16 protein-coding genes are annotated in these 14,190 nt (G+C 57.9%); 12 read left to right on the top strand and 4 right to left on the bottom strand.

What is annotated here, in order from left to right; all coding sequences use genetic code 11:
* Positions 1 to 165: 165 nt before the first annotated feature.
* From ENGE1_RS02730 to yrbL, 12 genes are all read left to right on the top strand, one after another.
* Positions 166 to 1,143: a calcium/sodium antiporter gene (locus tag ENGE1_RS02730; protein ID WP_048253822.1), complete on the top strand. Its 978-nt coding sequence runs from the start codon at positions 166 to 168 to the stop codon at positions 1,141 to 1,143.
* A gap of 14 nt (positions 1,144 to 1,157) precedes the next feature.
* Positions 1,158 to 2,144, top strand: a complete 987-nt coding sequence (kdsD, locus tag ENGE1_RS02725; RefSeq protein WP_048253823.1) for an arabinose-5-phosphate isomerase KdsD — start codon at positions 1,158 to 1,160, stop codon at positions 2,142 to 2,144.
* Between the two features lie 16 nt (positions 2,145 to 2,160).
* Positions 2,161 to 2,727: a 3-deoxy-manno-octulosonate-8-phosphatase KdsC gene (kdsC, locus tag ENGE1_RS02720; protein ID WP_048253824.1), complete on the top strand. Its 567-nt coding sequence runs from the start codon at positions 2,161 to 2,163 to the stop codon at positions 2,725 to 2,727.
* The gene (lptC, locus tag ENGE1_RS02715) at positions 2,724 to 3,296 is read left to right on the top strand and encodes an LPS export ABC transporter periplasmic protein LptC (protein ID WP_043080891.1); all 573 of its coding nucleotides are present in this window, start codon (positions 2,724 to 2,726) and stop codon (positions 3,294 to 3,296) included. The genes kdsC and lptC overlap by 4 nt, the downstream gene beginning before the upstream one ends.
* Complete coding sequence (lptA, locus tag ENGE1_RS02710) at positions 3,277 to 3,831, top strand: lipopolysaccharide ABC transporter substrate-binding protein LptA (protein WP_043080892.1); 555 nt, start codon at positions 3,277 to 3,279, stop codon at positions 3,829 to 3,831. The genes lptC and lptA overlap by 20 nt, the downstream gene beginning before the upstream one ends.
* Before the next feature lie 6 nt (positions 3,832 to 3,837).
* Positions 3,838 to 4,563: an LPS export ABC transporter ATP-binding protein gene (gene lptB / locus ENGE1_RS02705; protein WP_043080893.1), complete on the top strand. Its 726-nt coding sequence runs from the start codon at positions 3,838 to 3,840 to the stop codon at positions 4,561 to 4,563.
* A gap of 47 nt (positions 4,564 to 4,610) precedes the next feature.
* A complete protein-coding gene (gene rpoN / locus ENGE1_RS02700) occupies positions 4,611 to 6,044 on the top strand; it encodes an RNA polymerase factor sigma-54 (RefSeq protein ID WP_043086293.1) in 1,434 nt (477 codons plus the stop codon).
* 22 nt (positions 6,045 to 6,066) lie between these two features.
* Positions 6,067 to 6,354, top strand: coding sequence for a ribosome hibernation promoting factor (hpf, locus tag ENGE1_RS02695; protein ID WP_043080894.1), 288 nt, complete (start codon positions 6,067 to 6,069; stop codon positions 6,352 to 6,354).
* A gap of 57 nt (positions 6,355 to 6,411) precedes the next feature.
* Positions 6,412 to 6,903 (top strand): PTS IIA-like nitrogen regulatory protein PtsN, encoded by a 492-nt coding sequence (gene ptsN, locus ENGE1_RS02690; protein ID WP_043080895.1) that lies wholly within the window; start codon positions 6,412 to 6,414, stop codon positions 6,901 to 6,903.
* Between the two features lie 33 nt (positions 6,904 to 6,936).
* Complete coding sequence (rapZ, locus tag ENGE1_RS02685; RefSeq protein WP_043080896.1) at positions 6,937 to 7,791, top strand: RNase adapter RapZ; 855 nt, start codon at positions 6,937 to 6,939, stop codon at positions 7,789 to 7,791.
* A complete protein-coding gene (gene npr, locus ENGE1_RS02680) occupies positions 7,788 to 8,060 on the top strand; it encodes a PTS phosphocarrier protein NPr (protein WP_045288765.1) in 273 nt (90 codons plus the stop codon). The genes rapZ and npr overlap by 4 nt, the downstream gene beginning before the upstream one ends.
* A 182-nt stretch (positions 8,061 to 8,242) precedes the next feature.
* Positions 8,243 to 8,875, top strand: coding sequence for a PhoP regulatory network protein YrbL (yrbL, locus tag ENGE1_RS02675; protein WP_048253826.1), 633 nt, complete (start codon positions 8,243 to 8,245; stop codon positions 8,873 to 8,875).
* A 1-nt stretch (position 8,876) separates the two neighbouring features.
* Here the strand turns inward: yrbL and mtgA are convergent, their stop codons facing one another.
* The 4 genes from mtgA to ENGE1_RS02655 all read right to left on the bottom strand — a co-directional run bounded on the left by mtgA (position 8,877) and on the right by ENGE1_RS02655 (position 13,834).
* Positions 8,877 to 9,602 (bottom strand): monofunctional biosynthetic peptidoglycan transglycosylase, encoded by a 726-nt coding sequence (gene mtgA, locus ENGE1_RS02670; protein WP_048253827.1) that lies wholly within the window; start codon positions 9,600 to 9,602, stop codon positions 8,877 to 8,879.
* A complete protein-coding gene (gene elbB, locus ENGE1_RS02665; protein ID WP_043080900.1) occupies positions 9,599 to 10,252 on the bottom strand; it encodes an isoprenoid biosynthesis glyoxalase ElbB in 654 nt (217 codons plus the stop codon). Before elbB ends, mtgA begins: the two co-directional genes overlap by 4 nt.
* A gap of 239 nt (positions 10,253 to 10,491) precedes the next feature.
* On the bottom strand, positions 10,492 to 12,819 hold the full coding sequence (gene arcB / locus ENGE1_RS02660) for an aerobic respiration two-component sensor histidine kinase ArcB (RefSeq protein ID WP_064360540.1): 2,328 nt from the start codon (positions 12,817 to 12,819) through the stop codon (positions 10,492 to 10,494).
* A 94-nt stretch (positions 12,820 to 12,913) separates the two neighbouring features.
* Positions 12,914 to 13,834 (bottom strand): TIGR01212 family radical SAM protein, encoded by a 921-nt coding sequence (locus ENGE1_RS02655; protein WP_048284012.1) that lies wholly within the window; start codon positions 13,832 to 13,834, stop codon positions 12,914 to 12,916.
* Positions 13,835 to 14,190 lie beyond the last annotated feature (356 nt).

Here is a 14,190-nt window from a genome sequence, read left to right as displayed (position 1 = left end):
ATCACGCCATCAACACATTATTTTTACAGAATCTTACCCGCCACGATTAGCGAAAGCAGGCATTTGTTTTACTTTTCCAGCGCATAAAGTCAAAATTAGCGCTTCGTCTGCGCCGCATGAGCTACTTTAGCCAGAAGACGATTATACCTGAAGAAAGGACTTTAGATGCTTTTAGCGACGGCTCTGTTAATTATTGGTTTATTCCTGGTGGTCTACAGCGCCGATCGTCTTGTCTTTTCCGCCTCTATTCTTTGCCGGGCGCTGAATATTCCACCGCTGCTTATCGGCATGACCATCGTCAGCATCGGTACCTCTCTGCCGGAGATCATTGTCTCGGTCAGCGCCTCCCTGAACGGTCAAACTGATTTGGCCATCGGAACGGCAATTGGTTCAAATATCGTCAATATGTTATTGATCCTCGGTCTTTCCGCGCTGCTGCACACATTTAGCGTCCATTCCGATATCCTGCGCCGTGAATTACCGCTAATGTTAGTGGCCAGCGTGCTTACCGGTTTTGTGTTGTATGATAGCGAGCTTTCGCGGGCGGACGGCGTTTTTCTGCTGGCGCTGGCGGCGGCATGGCTGCTCTTCATGGTGAAAATCGCCCGCCTTGCGGAAAAACAGGGCGTCGACAGCCTGACGCGGGACCAGCTGGCCGAGCTGCCGCGGGACGGATCGCTGTCGGTGGCGTTTCTGTGGCTCGGCGTTGCGCTTATCATTATGCCGATGGCGACCCGGATGGTGATTGATAATGCGACCGTGCTGGCAAACTACTTCGCCCTCAGCGAACTGACCATCGGCCTGACCGTCATCGCCGTCGGCACCAGCCTGCCGGAGCTGGCGACCGCCATCGCCGGCGCGCGTAAAGGAGAAGATGATATCGCCATCGGCAACATTATCGGCTCCAACATTTTTAACCTTGCCATCGTCCTGGGGATCCCGGCGCTGGTCGCGCCCGGCGCCTTTAATCCGCTGGCCTTTAGCCGCGATTACGGCGTGATGGTGCTGGTGAGCCTTATTTTTGCCCTGCTGTGCTGGCGACGCAAAGCGCGGATTGGCAAATGCGCGGGCGCGCTGCTCACCGGCGGCTTTTTTGTTTGGCTGGCGTTCCTGTGGTTGGGCACGCCGTTTTTCACAGAGTAAACTGGAAGATCGTTATGTCACACACAGATGTTCAGCCGGATTTTGACTTTCAGCAGGCAGGACGTGAGGTTCTGGAGATTGAACGTGAAGGTCTGGCGCAGCTTGACCAGTATATCAATCAGGACTTCGTTCTCGCCTGCCAGAAGATGGCCTCCTGCAGCGGTAAAGTGGTCGTGATGGGCATGGGGAAATCCGGCCACATCGGCCGCAAAATGGCGGCGACCTTTGCCAGCACCGGCACGCCCTCCTTCTTTGTACATCCCGGCGAAGCGGCTCACGGCGATCTTGGCATGGTCTCCGCGCAGGATATCGTCATCGCCCTCTCTAACTCCGGAGAGTCCAACGAGATCCTGGCGCTGATCCCGGTGCTCAAGCGCCTGCACGTGCCGCTCATCTGCGTCACCAGCCGCCCGGAAAGCAACATGGCGAAAGCGGCCGATATTCACCTCTGCGTCAGCGTGCCGAAAGAGGCCTGCCCGCTGGGTCTGGCGCCAACCAGCAGCACCACGGCGGCGCTGGTGATGGGCGATGCGCTGGCGGTTGCGCTGCTCAAAGCGCGCGGCTTTACGGCGGAGGATTTTGCCCTTTCTCATCCCGGCGGCGCGCTGGGACGCAAGCTGCTGCTGCGGGTTAACGATATCATGCACACCGGCGACGAAATTCCCCGCGTTAGCAAAGAGGCCTCCCTGCGCGATGCCCTGCTGGAAATCACCCGCAAAAATCTGGGCATGACCGTTATCTGCGATGAGCAGATGACGATTGAAGGTATTTTCACCGACGGCGACCTGCGTCGCGTCTTCGATATGGGCGTCGACGTGCGCAATCTGAGCATCGCCGACGTCATGACCCCCGGCGGCATCCGCGTTCGCTCCGGCATTCTTGCTGTAGATGCCCTGAACCTGATGCAGTCGCGCAATATTACCTGCGTGATGGTTGCGGATGGCGACCATCTGCTGGGTGTGGTACATATGCATGATCTGCTGCGCGCTGGCGTAGTGTAAGTAAGGATAAAAAATAATGAGCAACGCTGGCGAGTCGATATCGACCTGCTATGGCCCCGTTAGCGCCGACGTGATGGCGCGGGCGAAAAACATTCGCCTGCTGATTCTGGATGTCGATGGCGTGATGTCTGACGGCCTTATCTACATGGGCAACAACGGCGAAGAGCTGAAGGCCTTTAATGTCCGCGACGGCTACGGGATCCGCTGTGCGCTCACCTCTGGCATCGAAGTTGCCATCATCACCGGGCGAAGCGCTAAACTGGTAGAAGACCGCTGTAAAACGCTGGGTATCACCTGGCTGTGGCAGGGCCAGTCTGACAAACTCGTCGCCTACCGCGAACTGCTTGCAAAGCTGGCGCTCAGCCCCGATCGGGTCGCCTATATCGGTGATGACCTGATTGACTGGCCGGTGATGGCAAACGTCGGCCTGAGCGTGGCGGTCGCCGATGCGCATCCGCTGCTGACGCCGCGCGCCAACTACGTCACGCGGATCAACGGAGGGCGCGGCGCGGTGCGTGAAGTGTGCGATCTGCTGCTGCTGGCGCAGGGCAAGCTGGACGAGGCCAAAGGGCAATCGCTATGAGTAAAACCAGACGTTGGGTTATCATTCTGCTATCGCTGCTGGTGCTTGTCTTTATCGGTATCAACCTTGTCGATAAAGATGATGCGGTGAAGCCCGTTGTCAACAGCGGCGAGCCAACCTATCAGAGCGAGCATACCTCAACGGTTGTTTACAACCCCACAGGTGCGTTGGCCTATCATTTAATCGCCGATCACGTGGAGTATTTTTCTGAGCCGGCGGAGTCCTGGTTTATGCAGCCGGTATTAACGACATTTGACGTAAACGATGCCAATAAAGTGGCGACCTGGTCAGTCAAAGCCGACAAAGCGAAGCTGACCAACGATCGTATGCTGTATCTTTATGGTCACGTTGAGATCACGGCCCTGACCCCGGACTCGCAGTTGCGCAGAATCACAACGGATAATGCCCAGGTTAATCTGGTCACACAGGACGTAAGTTCCGACGATCTGGTTACACTTTACGGTACAACATTTAATTCCAGCGGCCTGAAGATGCGCGGCAATTTACGCAGCAAAACCGCGAAGCTGATTGAAAAGGTGAGAACCTCATATGAAACTCAGAACAACTAAACTCAGCCTTAAGCTTGTTATTGCCAGCGCCCTGCTGGCTTCCAGTCTGCCGGCGCTGGCCCTGACTGGCGATACCGATCAGCCGATCCATATCGAGTCCGATCAGCAGTCGCTGGATATGCAGGGTAACGTGGCGACCTTTACCGGCAACGTCATCGTGACCCAGGGCAGTATCAAAATTAACGCCGACAAGGTGGTCGTCACTCGCCCTAACGGCGAGAAAGGCAAAGAGATCATGGACGGCTACGGTAACCCGGCCACCTTCTATCAGATGCAGGACAGCGGCAAGCCGGTCAAAGGCCACGCCGCGAAAATGCATTATGAAACCGCCAACGACCTGGTAGTCCTGACCGGCAATGCCTATCTGGAACAGCTCGACAGCAACATTAAGGGCGACAAAATTACCTATCTGGTTAAGCAGCAGAAAATGCAGGCGTACAGCGAAAAAGGCAAACGCGTGACCACCGTTCTGGTCCCGAACCAGCTGCAGGATAAAAACAGCAGCGCCCCCGCCGGTCAAAAGAAGAGTAACTGATTCGTTATGGCAACATTAATTGCAAAAAACCTGGCGAAAGCCTACAAGGGCCGCCGGGTGGTTGAAGACGTCAGCCTGGACGTTAACTCCGGCGAGATTGTCGGCCTGCTCGGGCCGAACGGCGCCGGTAAGACCACCACCTTCTACATGGTGGTCGGCATCGTACCACGCGATGCGGGCAACATTATTATTGACGACGAAGATATCAGCCTGCTGCCGCTGCACGCCCGCGCCCGCCGCGGGATCGGCTATCTGCCGCAGGAAGCCTCCATTTTTCGCCGTCTGAGCGTTTACGATAACCTGATGGCCGTTCTGCAGATCCGCGACGATCTGAGCAGCGAGCAGCGCGTGGACCGCGCCAACGAGCTGATGGAGGAGTTCCACATTGAGCACCTGCGCGACAGCCTCGGCCAGGCGCTCTCCGGCGGTGAACGCCGCCGCGTGGAGATCGCCCGCGCGCTGGCGGCCAATCCGAAATTTATCCTTCTCGATGAGCCCTTCGCCGGCGTTGACCCGATCTCCGTTATCGATATCAAGCGCATCATCGAGCACCTGCGCGACAGCGGCCTCGGCGTGCTGATCACCGACCACAACGTCCGTGAGACGCTCGCGGTCTGTGAACGTGCCTATATCGTCAGCCAGGGCCACCTTATCGCCCACGGCACGCCAGAACAGATCCTGCAGGATGAACAAGTTAAGCGCGTCTATCTTGGGGAAGACTTCAGACTCTGATAGGGTATTGAATATCGACGTTCTGCCCGGAGAAATTGATTCTGATTATGAAGCAAGGTTTGCAACTAAGGCTCAGCCAACAGCTCGCCATGACGCCGCAATTGCAGCAGGCTATTCGTCTGCTGCAGCTCTCTACGCTGGAACTTCAGCAGGAGCTCCAGCAGGCGCTCGAGAGCAATCCCCTGCTTGAGCAAACCGATCTTCACGAAGAAGTTGAGTCGCCTGAAAGTGCCGATACCGAAGCGCTAGACAGCGTCGATGCGCTTGAGCAGAAAGAGATGCCGGAGGAGCTGCCTCTTGATGCCAGCTGGGATGAGATATACACCGCTGGCACCCCCTCGGGAAATGGCGTCGATTATCAGGACGACGAGCTGCCCGTCTATCAGGGTGAAACCACCCAGTCGCTGCAGGACTATCTGATGTGGCAGGTGGAGCTGACGCCCTTCTCGGACACCGACCGCGCCATTGCCACCTCCATCGTTGATGCCGTAGACGACACCGGCTACCTCACTATCCCTATCGAAGATATCCTTGAAAGCATCGGCGATGCGGATATCGACATTGAAGAAGTTGAAGCGGTCCTCAAGCGCATCCAGCGCTTCGATCCGATTGGCGTGGCGGCGAAAGATCTCCGCGACTGCCTGCTGATTCAGCTCTCCCAGTACGCCAGCGATACGCCCTGGCTGGCGGAAGCCAGAAGTATCGTCAGCGATCATCTGGATCTGCTGGCGAACCACGACTTTCGCAGCCTGATGCGCGTGACCCGCATGCGCGAAGAGGTGCTGAAAGAGGCGGTCACGCTTATACAGTCCCTCGACCCGCGTCCGGGACAGTCGATTCAGACCGGCGAACCGGAGTACGTCATCCCCGACGTGCTGGTGCGCAAGGTGAGCGGCCGCTGGACCGTCGAACTGAACTCCGACAGCATTCCGCGCCTGCAGATTAACCAGCACTACGCCGGGATGTGCAATAGCGCGCGCAGCGACGCCGACAGCCAGTTTATCCGCAGCAATCTGCAGGAAGCGAAGTGGCTGATTAAGAGCCTTGAGAGCCGCAACGATACCCTGCTGCGGGTCAGCCGCTGCATCGTCGAGCAACAGCAGGCGTTCTTTGATCAGGGCGAAGAGTTTATGAAGCCGATGGTGCTGGCGGACATCGCCCAGGCCGTCGAGATGCACGAATCCACGATTTCTCGCGTCACCACGCAGAAATATCTCCACAGCCCGAGGGGCATTTTTGAGCTTAAGTATTTCTTCTCCAGCCACGTAAGCACCGAGGGCGGCGGCGAAGCCTCCTCGACGGCCATTCGCGCGCTGGTGAAGAAATTAATTGCCGCGGAAAATCCCGCGAAACCGCTGAGCGACAGTAAGCTGACTACCATGCTGTCCGAGCAGGGTATCATGGTGGCACGCCGCACCGTTGCAAAGTACCGAGAGTCTTTATCCATTCCGCCGTCAAATCAGCGTAAACAGCTGGTCTGACACAACCGATAAGGAAGACACTATGCAGCTCAATATCACCGGCCATAACGTCGAAATTACTGAGGCCATGCGCGATTTCGTGAACACGAAGTTTGCCAAGCTGGAGCAGTACTTCGAACGGATAAATCAGGTCTACGTGGTGTTAAAAGTGGAAAAGGTGACCCATATCGCGGATGCCAACCTGCACGTTAACGGGGGCGAAATCCATGCCAGTGCGGAAGGGCAGGATATGTATGCCGCTATCGACGGCCTCATCGATAAGCTGGCGCGGCAGCTGAACAAGCACAAAGACAAACTAAAACAACACTAATCGTCCGGGCGTTCGCCCGCTCCGGTTAACCGGGGCGGGCGAAACGCAGGTGAAATTATGATGAACAACGATCCCGCTCTGCAACTGAGCACTGTCCTTAACCAGGAATGTACCCGCAGTGGCGTCCACTGCCAGAGTAAAAAACGCGCGCTCGAAATCATCAGCGAAATGGCGGCCAAACAGCTGAGCCTGCCGCCGCAGGTGGTTTTCGAAGCGATACTGACCCGTGAAAAGATGGGCAGTACCGGCATTGGCAACGGCATTGCGATCCCTCACGGCAAGCTCGAGGAGGATACGCTGCGGGCGGTCGGCGTGTTTGTCCAGCTTGAGACGCCCATTGCCTTCGATGCCATCGATAATCAGCCTGTGGACCTGCTGTTTGCCCTGCTGGTGCCTGCCGATCAGACGAAAACGCATCTGCACACGCTCTCTCTGGTGGCGAAACGGCTGGCGGATAAAACTATCTGCCGCCGCCTGCGCGGCGCGCAGAGCGACGAAGAGCTGTACAGGATAATTACCGGTGAAGAAGGCGATGATGACGACGCATAACGCTGCCGCTTCGGCGCAAAGGAGAAATATCGCATGGTCCTGATGATCGTCAGCGGACGCTCCGGCTCAGGGAAATCCGTCGCCCTGCGCGCGCTGGAGGATATGGGGTTCTACTGCGTCGATAACCTGCCGGTGGTGCTGCTGCCGGAGCTGGCAAAAAGCCTGGCCGATCGCCAAATCTCCGCCGCCGTCAGCATCGACGTGCGCAATATGCCAGAATCTCCGGAGATCTTCGAAACGGCCATGGCAAACCTGCCCGAGGATTTCTCGCCGCAGCTGCTGTTTCTTGATGCCGACCGCAATACGCTTATCCGCCGCTACAGCGATACCCGCCGCCTGCACCCGCTCTCAAGCAAAAATCTGTCGCTGGAAAGCGCCATCGATCAGGAGAGCGATCTTCTGGAACCGCTGCGCTCGCGGGCGGATCTGATCGTCGATACCTCGGAGATGTCCGTTCACGAACTGGCGGAAATGCTGCGCACCCGACTGCTGGGCAAGCGCGAGCGCGAACTGACGATGGTCTTCGAGTCCTTTGGCTTCAAGCACGGCATTCCCATTGACGCCGACTACGTGTTCGACGTGCGCTTTCTGCCGAACCCGCACTGGGATCCCAAGCTGCGTCCGATGACCGGACTCGACAAGCCGGTGGCGGCCTTCCTCGATCGGCATACCGAAGTCCATAACTTCATCTATCAGACCCGCAGCTATCTTGAACTCTGGCTGCCGATGCTGGAAACCAACAACCGCAGCTATCTGACGGTGGCCGTCGGCTGTACCGGCGGTAAACACCGCTCTGTCTACGTTGCCGAGCAGCTCGCGGACTACTTCCGCTCCCGCGGCAAGAACGTCCAGTCCCGGCACAGAACGCTGGAAAAACGCAAATCATGACCGTTAAGCAAACCGTTGAGATCACCAACCGGCTGGGTATGCACGCCCGCCCGGCGATGAAGCTGTTCGAACTGGTGCAGGATTATGATGCCGAAGTGCTGCTGCGCAACGATGAGGGCACAGAAGCGGAGGCCAGCAGCGTCATCGCCCTGCTGATGCTGGACTCGGCAAAGGGCCGCCAGATTGAAATTGTCGCTACCGGTCCGCAGGAAAAAGAGGCCCTCGCGGCGGTGATTGCGCTGTTCAACGCCGGCTTTGACGAAGACTGATTCCACCGCGCTTTCTCTTATTCCAAAAAGACGCCGAAAGGCGTTTTTTTATACCTTATGTACGGAGTGACGAACAAAAAGTGCTCTTTACCTACCCATATAAATATTAAGAAAACCTTAAGGCGCCGGTTTGCGCTAAATTTAGGGCTAATTCCAGGAATTAACCGAAAAAGGGAAGGCCCATGATCCATTTATCTGAAACTAAGCCGCTCGGCACCGGCAGACACCGCAAATGCTACTCGCATCCGACGGACCCTGCCCGCTGCATTAAAGTCGTCTACAACAGCGAGAGCGGCGGCGATAAAGAAATCAAGCGCGAACTGGGCTACTACCGCCATCTGTCACGTCGTCTGCAGGACTGGCGCGGCCTTCCGCGCTACTACGGCACGGTTGAAACCGACTGCGGTACCGGCTACGTGTACGACGCGATTCTGGACTTTGACGGTAAGCCCTCAGTAACCATGACCGAGTTTGCGGAAAACTGCCACTATGAAGAAGATTTCCGCACGCTTCGCCAATTGCTGAAAGCGCTGAAAACCTATCTGTATGAAAATCGCATCGTAACCATGACGCTGAAGCCGCAGAACATCCTTTGCCAGCGCATCAGCGAGTCGGAAGTGGTGCCGGTGGTCTGCGACAACATTGGCGAGAGCACGTTTTTGCCCGTGGCGACCTGGTCTGCGTGGTTTTGCCACCGCAAGCAGGCGCGCCTGTGGCAGCGATTTCTCAGGCAGCCGGCGCTGGCAACCGCGCTGAAGAGCAGCGGCGACGGCGGCAGAGATGGCATTTCAGCCCGGCAAAAAGTCACGGCATAATCTATCGCAGCCGGTGGCGGTCCATAAAGCCTTCGCCGCCGAGCTGCCCCATCTGGCGCATAATCCACGCCTGGCGGCTGCGCACGTAGCCTGAAGGGGCATCAGCGCGAAAGCGAAGCGGATTCGGCAGCACGGCGGCCAGCAGCGCGGCTTCCGACATGGTCAACCGGCTGGCGGGCTTGTGGAAATAGCGCTGCGCCGCTGCCTCGACGCCGAACACGCCGTTGCCAAACTCCGCTACGTTCAGATAGACCGTCAGGATCCGCCGCTTGCTCCACACCGTTTCGATCCCGACCGTCAGCCCCGCCTCAAGCCCCTTGCGCAGCCAGCTGCGGCCGTCCCACAGAAAAACGTTTTTCGCCGTCTGCTGCGAGAGCGTCGATGCCCCGCGAATGCGGCTATCGCTGCGCTCGTTATGCGCCAGCGCCTTTTCAATAGCCGCCACGTCAAAACCCCAGTGCTCAGGGAACTTCTGATCTTCAGCGGCGATGACCGCAAGCCCCATCCACGGCGAGATCTCATCCATGCCAACCCAGTCAGAGTGCGCCACGTAGCCAAAATCGCCGCTGAGCCAGGCCCCGAGCTGCCGCTCGACCATCACCGCCGAAAAAGGTACCGGCACAACGCTGAACAGCAGAATACCGCCGCCCCAGACGACCGCCAGCAGCAGAACGGCGCGCAGCAGAATACGGCGCAACCATCCTGCCGGAGACCGGCGCTGGCTCATTCGCTCAGCGCCAGCACGCGCGCCACCAGCTTCTCAATACCGGTCGCCGCTTCGGCAATATTCTGCGCCAGCATATAAGCGGGTGTCGTCACCACCTTGTTATCTTCATCAACCACGATATCGTCCACCGGGCAGGGAACGTGCTCGGCGCCCATCTCCTCCAGCACCTCGGCGGTATCAATATCGGTACCGATAGTAATACGCAGCGGAACGTCAAAAATCTTCGGCAGCATCGCCGGCGCAATGCACATAAAGCCCAGCGGCTTGCCCGCCTGGTGCAGCGCGAGGGCCAGCGCCTTCAGACTTTCATCGACGCGGCAGGCGCTGCCTTCGGCGGCAAAGGTGCAGAGGTTTTTCGCCGCACCGAAACCGCCGGGAACAATCAGCGCGTCCAGTTCCTCTGCCCGCGCGCCGCTCAGCGGCTGAATATCGCCGCGGGCAATTCGCGCGGACTCAATCAGTACGTTCCGCTGTTCGCAGGCCGGCTCTGCGGCGAGGTGGTTCACCACATCGGCCTGGCTCTTGTCCGGCGCAAAGCAGACCGCCTGAGCACCACTGCGGGCGATAGCCAGCAGAGTGATGACCGCCTCATGTATCTCGCTGCCGTCGTAAACGCCGCTGCCGCTCAGTACTACGCCGATTTTTTTCATTACGCGTCTCCCTTATTTTTGGTAGGACCAGGTAATTAATAATTGTGATTAAACCGCTACGCTTCACATATTTTACTGATTTATGTAACATTTACCGCAAGCTTTGCTATCTTTATCAGCGTGTAACCATTCACCGGCTGCGTGCGCCTAAAATTTATTCGAATGATTAAGCGCGGCTACGATTTCCCTGGTGTTGGCGCAACGTTCGCGCACCCCGGCCTGGCCGGGGTCATTTTTTTCTACTTTCCGGCAACCCATGCCCTGAGCGTCGCCACGTCCTGCTGCCACTCGGTTTTCATCTCTTCGACCCACTCGCCGACGTTATCCCACCACGCGGGTAAATCGGGTGACTGGATCTGCTGTCCCAGCTGCTGGATATGGCGCAGGCCGACCGATCCCGCGGCACCTTTAATCTTGTGCCCCTCTTCAACAATGCCCTTCTGGTCGCGGGCGGTGAGATTGGACTCCAGCACCGCCAGATAGCCCGGCATCATCTTCTCAAACACCGCCAGACCGTCGGTGATAAGCTTCGGCCCCACCAGCTCGATATACTGGTCGAGCATGTCGGTATCCAGTACGCTCTGCGCTTTACTGCTGTCGATTTCCGCCACGCTGTTCTCCTCATCATTACGGGTATCCCAGAACTTCTGGATCATTGCGGTCAGGGCCGGCACGGCCAGCGGTTTGCTGAGCACATCGTCCATCCCGGCATCAAGATACTCTTTCTTGTCCTTCAGCACGTTGGCCGTCAGGGCCACCAGCGGCGGCAGATCGTCCGCCTGGTAGCGCTTTTTAAGCTCGCGGGAGATATCCAGTCCGGTCATGTCCGGCAGCTGAATATCCAGCAGCACCAGGTCATATTCGCCCGGCGCGAACATCTCCAGCGCCGCCTTGCCGGTCATCGCCACGTCCACGGTGTTGCCGAGCTTCTCCAGCACCGAGCGGGCGACGATAACGTTAAGTTCAATATCCTCAACCAGCAGCACGTGCAGGGCCGGCAGCGGCATTTCGTCGTCGCTGAGGGTATCCTCCACCTCTTCCGCCACCGCCGGCGCATGGACGGTGAGCGTGAAGGTAGAGCCTTTCCCCGGCTGGCTGGCGACGGTGATATCGCCGCCCATACTCTTCGCCAGGCGGCGCGATACCGCAAGGCCGATGCCGGTGCCGGTTGCCGGCTTGCCGCCCTGGCTGTCTTTAACCTGATAGTACATGGCGAAGATCTTATCCTGCTCCTCCTGCGGGATCCCGATCCCGGAATCTTCCACCTCGAAGCGCAGCATATCGCCCTGCTGGTAGCAGATGCGCACCGTGACGCTCCCCTGCTGGGTAAACTTGACCGCATTGCTGATCAGGTTCCACAGGATCTGGCGCAGGCGCGTGCCGTCGGTAATGACTTTATGCGGCAGCGGCAGGGTCGGCTCCATGACGAAGCGCAGCCCCTTCTGCTGCGCCTGCAGGCCGGAAAGGTTTTCCAGGTCTGAAAGGATGCCGGTAAAGTCCACCGGCTGGTTATCGAGCTGCACCTTGCGGCGCTCGATTTTATCCATATCGATAATATCGTTGAAGATATTGCCGAGCGTCACCGCCGAGACGTGGATGGTTTTGAGGTATTTCTCCTGTTCGGCGGTCAGCTCGGTATCCATCAGGATGCGGCTCAGGCCCACGATGCCGTTAAGGGGCGTACGCAGCTCGTGGCTGATAGTAGAGATAAAAGTGGTCTTATCCCGGCTGGCGCGCTCCAGCGCGTCCTGATAGCGCTTACGCCCGGTAATATCGCGGCCAAAGCCCATCAGGCCGTGGCGCTTGCCGACGCGATCGTAATAGGGCACTTTGCGAATTTCAAAGCAGGCCTTGCGGCCGTCGGGATAGTCGAGCCACTGTTCGTAGGTCAGAGAAACGTTGTGGCGGAATACCTTCTCATCGGTTTCGATGACTTTTGCGGCCGCCTCTTCAGAATAGACGTCCTGCGGGCGCAGGTTAACCAGCTGCTTTTCGCTTTTGCCGGTCAGCAGCTCCATCGCGCGGTTGCAGCCGGAAAATTCTTTGTCTTCGTTGCGGTAGAACACCAGGTCCGGCGAGGCGTCGAGAAACGAGCGCAGAAACGATGACTGCTGCTCAAGCTGAATTTGGGTCTCCGCGCGCTCCTGCATCTCAATGCGCAGCTGCTCCAGGGTGGTGCGGCGCTCCGCCTCGGCTTTTTCGCGGTCGCTTATCTCCTGGTTGAGCTGGGCGATATTGTCCTTAAGCTGGACATTGAGCTTAAGATCCCTGTCGCGCATCTCCTCAAGCTTCGCCACCAGATTGGAGAGCCGCTGGCGGGACTCCTCCAGCTGTTCGACCACCACCGAGAGAAAATAGACCGCCCAGGGCGTGATCAGCAGACCAAAGAAGATGGAGCGAATAACGTCGATGCTTTCGACCTGGCCATGAAGCACCATCGTTACCGCCATCTGAACCACAATCGCCAGCACCACTAGCGCCAGCGCCAGCAGCATGGAAAAGCGTACCAGGCCGAGCTTCATCATCAGGTCGACATAGTACTGCGCAAGCTTACGGATTTGCTTCATAGGAGTTTCCTTCACCACAACGTCGCTCAATAATACTCAATTCTGAGCAACGCGTTGAAGGTTGTGCGGAAAATTGCGGGGTGATGCGCCTGGTCTACCCCAGCCAGGGCGTGCCCAGCGCCGATCCCTGAACGCCGTGCAGGCTCAGATAGCGGTCCAGCTCTACCATGCCGGTCCAGCGATTTTCGCACCACAGGGGCGCCAGCAGCGTAGGGCGGCGGGCGCTGGCGGAGATGCGGTGGTAGATAACCTCCGGCGGCGTATGGCGGATCATCTCTCCGGCGATCGTCGTATACGCCTCCAGCGCAATGCCGTCGAGCCGCCCGGCCTGCCAGGCTTTTGCCATCGTGCTGCCGGTGACGATATGCAGCGGATGCAGCTTGATGCCGTCAACGCCGGCGTCGACAACCCGCGCCAGGGTCTGCATACACTCGGGCTGTCCCTCACCGGGCAGGCCGACGATCAGATGCGCGCACACTTTCAGGCCGCGCGCCCGCGCCTGCCGGGTGGTTTGCTGATAGCAGGCAAAATCATGCCCGCGGTTGATGCGATGCAGCGTTTTATCCAGCGCGCTCTGCAGGCCCAGCTCCAGCCAGACCTCATAGCCCTGCTCTTTATATTCGCACAGCAGATCCAGTACCGCCCCCGGCACGCAATCGGGGCGCGTCCCGACGCAGAGGCCGACAATATTCGCCTGGCTGACCGCCTGCTGGTACATCCCGCGCAGCACCTGGACCTCGGCAAAGGTGCTGGTGTAGGCCTGAAAGTAGGCCAGGTAGCGCCGGGCGCGGTTAACCCGCTGCGCCTGGTGGGCCAGCTGGTCGGCGATAGAGCGATGCTGCTGCGCCTCGTCGGCAAAGGACGCCACGTTACAGAAGGTGCAGCCGCCGCGTCCGAGCGTACCGTCGCGGTTCGGGCAGCTAAAACCGCCGTGCAGGGTCAGCTTGTGGACCTTTTCGCCGTAGCGCCGCTTGAGATCCCCACCAAACATATTGACTAATTTCTGTAACTGCATAATCTGATAGGCCGCCCCGAAGAAAGGGGGCAAGCCTGCCATTTTTAGTCTCTGACGGCGATGACCTGGATCAAGCGCCGCGGGGGCAATACATCCGTTGCATAATCAGTCACGATAAACGCGATTTCATTCACCTGAAAGGTGATTACTTTTTCTTATGCCGAACGCGCTTTTTTCACTATTGTCTCCACGGCTTAAAAACAGTGACATCATGCGGGTTTAACCGCCTTAGCAGAATAATAATCTGCAAATAAAAAGCAGTTCAGCACAGACCCTCCACGCCAGCCCCGTCAGATAGTGAGTCAGATCACATAACCTCTTTGCCCGCAAAGGGATAAATACAATCTAAAAACAAA

The organism is Pluralibacter gergoviae ATCC 33028 = NBRC 105706 (assembly GCF_001598855.1).
Classification (GTDB): Bacteria; Pseudomonadota; Gammaproteobacteria; order Enterobacterales; family Enterobacteriaceae; genus Pluralibacter; species Pluralibacter gergoviae.
The sequence above is the reverse complement of the archived record's forward strand: the minus strand, read 5'-3'. Positions and strand labels throughout refer to the sequence as shown.

What these genes read in the sequence shown, in the direction of transcription:
- ENGE1_RS02730 (WP_048253822.1), top strand. Translation starts at nt 166, where the DNA reads ATGCTTTTAGCGACGGCTCTGTTAATTATTGGTTTATTCCTGGTGGTC.
- kdsD (WP_048253823.1), top strand. Translation starts at nt 1,158, where the DNA reads ATGTCACACACAGATGTTCAGCCGGATTTTGACTTTCAGCAGGCAGGA.
- kdsC (WP_048253824.1), top strand. Translation starts at nt 2,161, where the DNA reads ATGAGCAACGCTGGCGAGTCGATATCGACCTGCTATGGCCCCGTTAGC.
- lptC (WP_043080891.1), top strand. Translation starts at nt 2,724, where the DNA reads ATGAGTAAAACCAGACGTTGGGTTATCATTCTGCTATCGCTGCTGGTG.
- lptA (WP_043080892.1), top strand. Translation starts at nt 3,277, where the DNA reads ATGAAACTCAGAACAACTAAACTCAGCCTTAAGCTTGTTATTGCCAGC.
- lptB (WP_043080893.1), top strand. Translation starts at nt 3,838, where the DNA reads ATGGCAACATTAATTGCAAAAAACCTGGCGAAAGCCTACAAGGGCCGC.
- rpoN (WP_043086293.1), top strand. Translation starts at nt 4,611, where the DNA reads ATGAAGCAAGGTTTGCAACTAAGGCTCAGCCAACAGCTCGCCATGACG.
- hpf (WP_043080894.1), top strand. Translation starts at nt 6,067, where the DNA reads ATGCAGCTCAATATCACCGGCCATAACGTCGAAATTACTGAGGCCATG.
- ptsN (WP_043080895.1), top strand. Translation starts at nt 6,412, where the DNA reads ATGATGAACAACGATCCCGCTCTGCAACTGAGCACTGTCCTTAACCAG.
- rapZ (WP_043080896.1), top strand. Translation starts at nt 6,937, where the DNA reads ATGGTCCTGATGATCGTCAGCGGACGCTCCGGCTCAGGGAAATCCGTC.
- npr (WP_045288765.1), top strand. Translation starts at nt 7,788, where the DNA reads ATGACCGTTAAGCAAACCGTTGAGATCACCAACCGGCTGGGTATGCAC.
- yrbL (WP_048253826.1), top strand. Translation starts at nt 8,243, where the DNA reads ATGATCCATTTATCTGAAACTAAGCCGCTCGGCACCGGCAGACACCGC.
- mtgA (WP_048253827.1), bottom strand. Translation starts at nt 9,602, where the DNA reads ATGAGCCAGCGCCGGTCTCCGGCAGGATGGTTGCGCCGTATTCTGCTG.
- elbB (WP_043080900.1), bottom strand. Translation starts at nt 10,252, where the DNA reads ATGAAAAAAATCGGCGTAGTACTGAGCGGCAGCGGCGTTTACGACGGC.
- arcB (WP_064360540.1), bottom strand. Translation starts at nt 12,819, where the DNA reads ATGAAGCAAATCCGTAAGCTTGCGCAGTACTATGTCGACCTGATGATG.
- ENGE1_RS02655 (WP_048284012.1), bottom strand. Translation starts at nt 13,834, where the DNA reads ATGCAGTTACAGAAATTAGTCAATATGTTTGGTGGGGATCTCAAGCGG.